Source organism: Rubellimicrobium rubrum (genome assembly GCF_006152115.1).
Lineage (GTDB): Bacteria > Pseudomonadota > Alphaproteobacteria > Rhodobacterales > Rhodobacteraceae > Rubellimicrobium > Rubellimicrobium rubrum.
The window spans coordinates 1-3,386 of sequence record NZ_VDFU01000078.1 but is presented as its reverse complement, the minus strand read 5'-3'; the positions used below and the strand labels follow the sequence as shown (position 1 = coordinate 3,386).

At 62.3% G+C, this 3,386-nt stretch carries 2 protein-coding genes; both read right to left on the bottom strand.

Translation table 11 applies throughout. The features are described from left to right. Positions 1-569 precede the first annotated feature (569 nt). Positions 570-890, bottom strand: coding sequence for a hypothetical protein (locus FHG66_RS21220; protein WP_139079136.1), 321 nt, complete (start codon positions 888-890; stop codon positions 570-572). 544 nt (positions 891-1,434) lie between these two features. Further along, positions 1,435-2,934: a M10 family metallopeptidase C-terminal domain-containing protein gene (locus FHG66_RS21215; RefSeq protein ID WP_176556393.1), complete on the bottom strand. Its 1,500-nt coding sequence runs from the start codon at positions 2,932-2,934 to the stop codon at positions 1,435-1,437. Positions 2,935-3,386 lie beyond the last annotated feature (452 nt).

Genomic DNA, 3,386 nt, shown 5'->3' with positions numbered 1-3,386 from the left:
ACCCGATTGGGGCAGGCCAACCACCCCACCCGCATGAGCTGCCCACCGGACATGCGCAGATGCAGCCGACCGCCTCCATACGAGCGCAGATCCACCGGGTGAGCGCCCTCATTAGACCTTGGAGAATCTTAGGATCCCAGAGCGTGGGTGGCCTATGCTCGTGGGGTAGGAGACGCGGAAGGTGCGTCTGCGGCCTGCGAGCGAAGTCGCTGTTCTATATACTTTCGGTAGGCAGTCGCCGCGACGCCCGCGAGGTGCGATGCGCCAGATCTGCGGCTCGCTTCTGAACGTGTAACCGTTGCACAAAGGTGCCTCATCCCTGTGCGACCGTTGCACAGTTGCTGCCACTCGGTGTGATCCAGCCCGTGTGCCCTGGGGAGACAATGTGTACAGGCGAGCAGCGCCTCCAAGGTCGATCAGGCTTGGGAGTGGCCGATCAGGCTAAGCATCTCGTGCCTCCGGTCCTCTACGAAGCCATAAGACTGATGGTTCGGATACTCCGGCCCGAGACGGACAGACGAGCCGTCATCGAGCTTTAGGACAACCATCGCTGGAGCTAGGCGACATCGTTAGACTGTGACGACCTCGGGCAGGTCATTCGGCTCAAAGGCGTACTCGACCAAGATTGCATCGTATTCTGCTTGGGGGAGGGTTCTGGCCTGGTGGCTCCGAAGCTCTTCTTCGACATCTGTCGAGGTCTCCCATTCCCGCATGTTCCAGATTATCGAGACGACCGCGCTGTCGCGAAGAGTCACCCGAACGAGGATGGGCACGGGTGTCTCGGCGTCCCGTCTCGCGGTTTTTCTTCTGAGCCCTTCTGCCAAGACCTCATCTTTTGTGGGAAACCCATAGAATAGGAGAGGAACTCCATTCGCTGCCCGTGTCTCCATGGATCTCCTCCTTAAAGGTGGTTCTTGCAGGCAGGCCTCTCGTGCCAAGTGGCGCGGGAGCGGTGTCAGACAAACAGAGCTTGAGCGGGGCAAGGGAGTGCCTGGGCTGGCCGAAGAATCAGCATAGCCTGTTTCGATGTGTCGAAACCTCCCCAAGGCGCCTCGACTGGCGGGGGTGCTGTATGCGCGGTTCCCGGCATCACTCCGGAACGAAGAGGACCTGGTCCACGAACTCAGCATAGGCTGCGCCACGAAACGGCGCGCTTATGATGGCAGAGGTTCGGCCCGACATTCTCAGCAGAGGTTCTGGCCTTTGCTTCCCAATGAGGTCCGAAGAAGACCGATTTCTGGTCCGCGCTCACCCGCTGGAAGTAGCGCCTCCACGAGACGTTCATGAAGGTGACCGGGCCTTTCCAGTACTCATGGCAAGCGGCGGGCCACGGTCGCGATCTCTGGAGGCTTACGTCTTCGAGACTGGCTCATCAGCAAAGCGGCCCTGACGCACCTGCGCAAGCAAATGACGTGACAGGGCCGCTCGCAGGTCTCAGAGCAGGAAGTCTGACGCGGCAAGCCGCGCCTGGGCTCCTGCCAGAAGAATCGCCATCTCGGCCTGCGGGTCCGCATCCGCATTGAGTTCGATCAGGAGATTGCCCTGCACCACTCTCTGGCGGACTTCGCCAGCGGAGAAGGAGCCGTTGGTGTCAAGCACGAAGGCGTCGTTCCTGAGCGATCCGCTTCTCGCGTCGATAGTGGTCAAGTCGATGTCGTCGACCCCACGCCCGAAGCCGCGGATAACGTCGGCCGTTGCCGCCGAAGTCCCGCTGTGGGCAAGGCTGGTGAAGACGAAATCGTCAGCCCCGGCACCGCCGGACAGCGTGTCACGACCTGCGCCACCCACTAGCTCGTCAGCCCCGAACCCTCCAATCAGCCGGTCATTCCCTCCGTTGCCGATCAGCACGTCGTTTCCGCCCAAGCCGAGCAGGACGTCGGCAGCCCGCCCACCCGCTAGCCTGTCGTTCCTTCCGCCGATCTCGAAGGCGGTGACGCCGTTATCATCGGCCCCGGTGGCCAGCAGCATCGGCCGGCCACCGACCACCGCGAAGGAGTTGTACTGGCCGTCTCCGAGCGCTGTCCCCGCTGTGTCGAACACGCGTGTGACCTCGGTCAGCTGGCCACCCCTGCCAACGTGGACAAGACTAAGGGCATCGTCATTCCTGGCCGACACGGCGACGAAGCTTTCACCCTCAAGCCGGAAGCTCGTCACACTGCTCGCCCCTGCGAGGCCGGAGAACGTGCTCTCGGTGAGGTTGTCGGCAAAGGTCAGGCCCCCGCTCGCGTTGACCGCCAATGATGTCACACCGTTGTCGTACTGGCCGGCCGCGATGACGTAGGTCGCCCCGGCTACGGTGGCGGTTGCCAGCCCTGTGACGCCACTCAGGCTCGCGGCCGGACCGTCGCTGTCGGAGTAGCTGTCGCGGAAGACCACTCTCTCGTCGGGGCGTAACTCGAATGAGCTGATGCCGGCGTCATCCCGCCCTGCGACAAAGATCAAGCTGCGCCCGCCCACCACCGCAGTGGCGGTGTCCATGGCTCCGTTGAGCTCGAACTGCGGGTTGGCCGCATCGGTCCTGTTGGCCAGCCGCGACAGGCGGCCATCGAATCCGATCTGGAACACGCTGAAGCCGTCATCGCTCGCGCCAGAAACAACAAGGCGCGGATTGCCGTTCACGACGGCAATCGACATCCGGCCTGTGGTCCCTGACAGTTCCAGCGGGCCGGAGTCGAAATACACGTCAACCCGGGTCAGGGTGCCGGTCGGGTTTACCCGGAAGGCGGTGATGCCGTTCTCGTAGGTGGAGTTGGCGTATAGGTAGGTTGAGCCGTCTATCGTGGCCGTCGCGAAGTTTGCGACGCCACTCAACGCCACGTCGTCGCTGTCGGCCCTGTTCGCTACATTGGTCAGCGATCCGTTGGCGTTGACGCGAAAGCCGCTGATTCCAGCGTCATCCTGACCGGCGACATAAACGAAGGTGTTGGTCCCCACTCGAACCGTCTGGGTCCCGAGTGCCCCCGACAGTTCCAATCGTCCATTGTCAAGAACAGTGGAGCGAGGTGCCAGTGAGCCTATCTTTACAGCCATTAAGTTCCCCTACTTGCCATGGCATCCCGGTCGCCTGCCCCCGCATCACGCCAGGGCCTGGCTTCAACGTAGATGCCCGGAAGAACTTAGCTGGAACCTAGCAGGGTCAACTTCTACGCGGCGACGATCCGCTGGTCAGCTATGCCGCGGGGTCGGGGCGTCGAAGTAGGAGGGCATAGCTCTGGCGGGCGCTGTCAGAAGGACGTAGTTTGAGGAGGGCAGGGGGTCGGCTACCCTCGGTACATGACCAAGCGCAACCTTTTTCGCTAGTTCCGCAGCAGTCCGGAGATCAGCCGCCAGCGCACATGGTCATCAATCCCGACGCAATCTGGCGTCGAGCTTGCCTGCCTCCCGCT

What these genes read in the sequence shown, in the direction of transcription:
- FHG66_RS21220 (WP_139079136.1), bottom strand. Translation starts at nt 890, where the DNA reads ATGGAGACACGGGCAGCGAATGGAGTTCCTCTCCTATTCTATGGGTTT.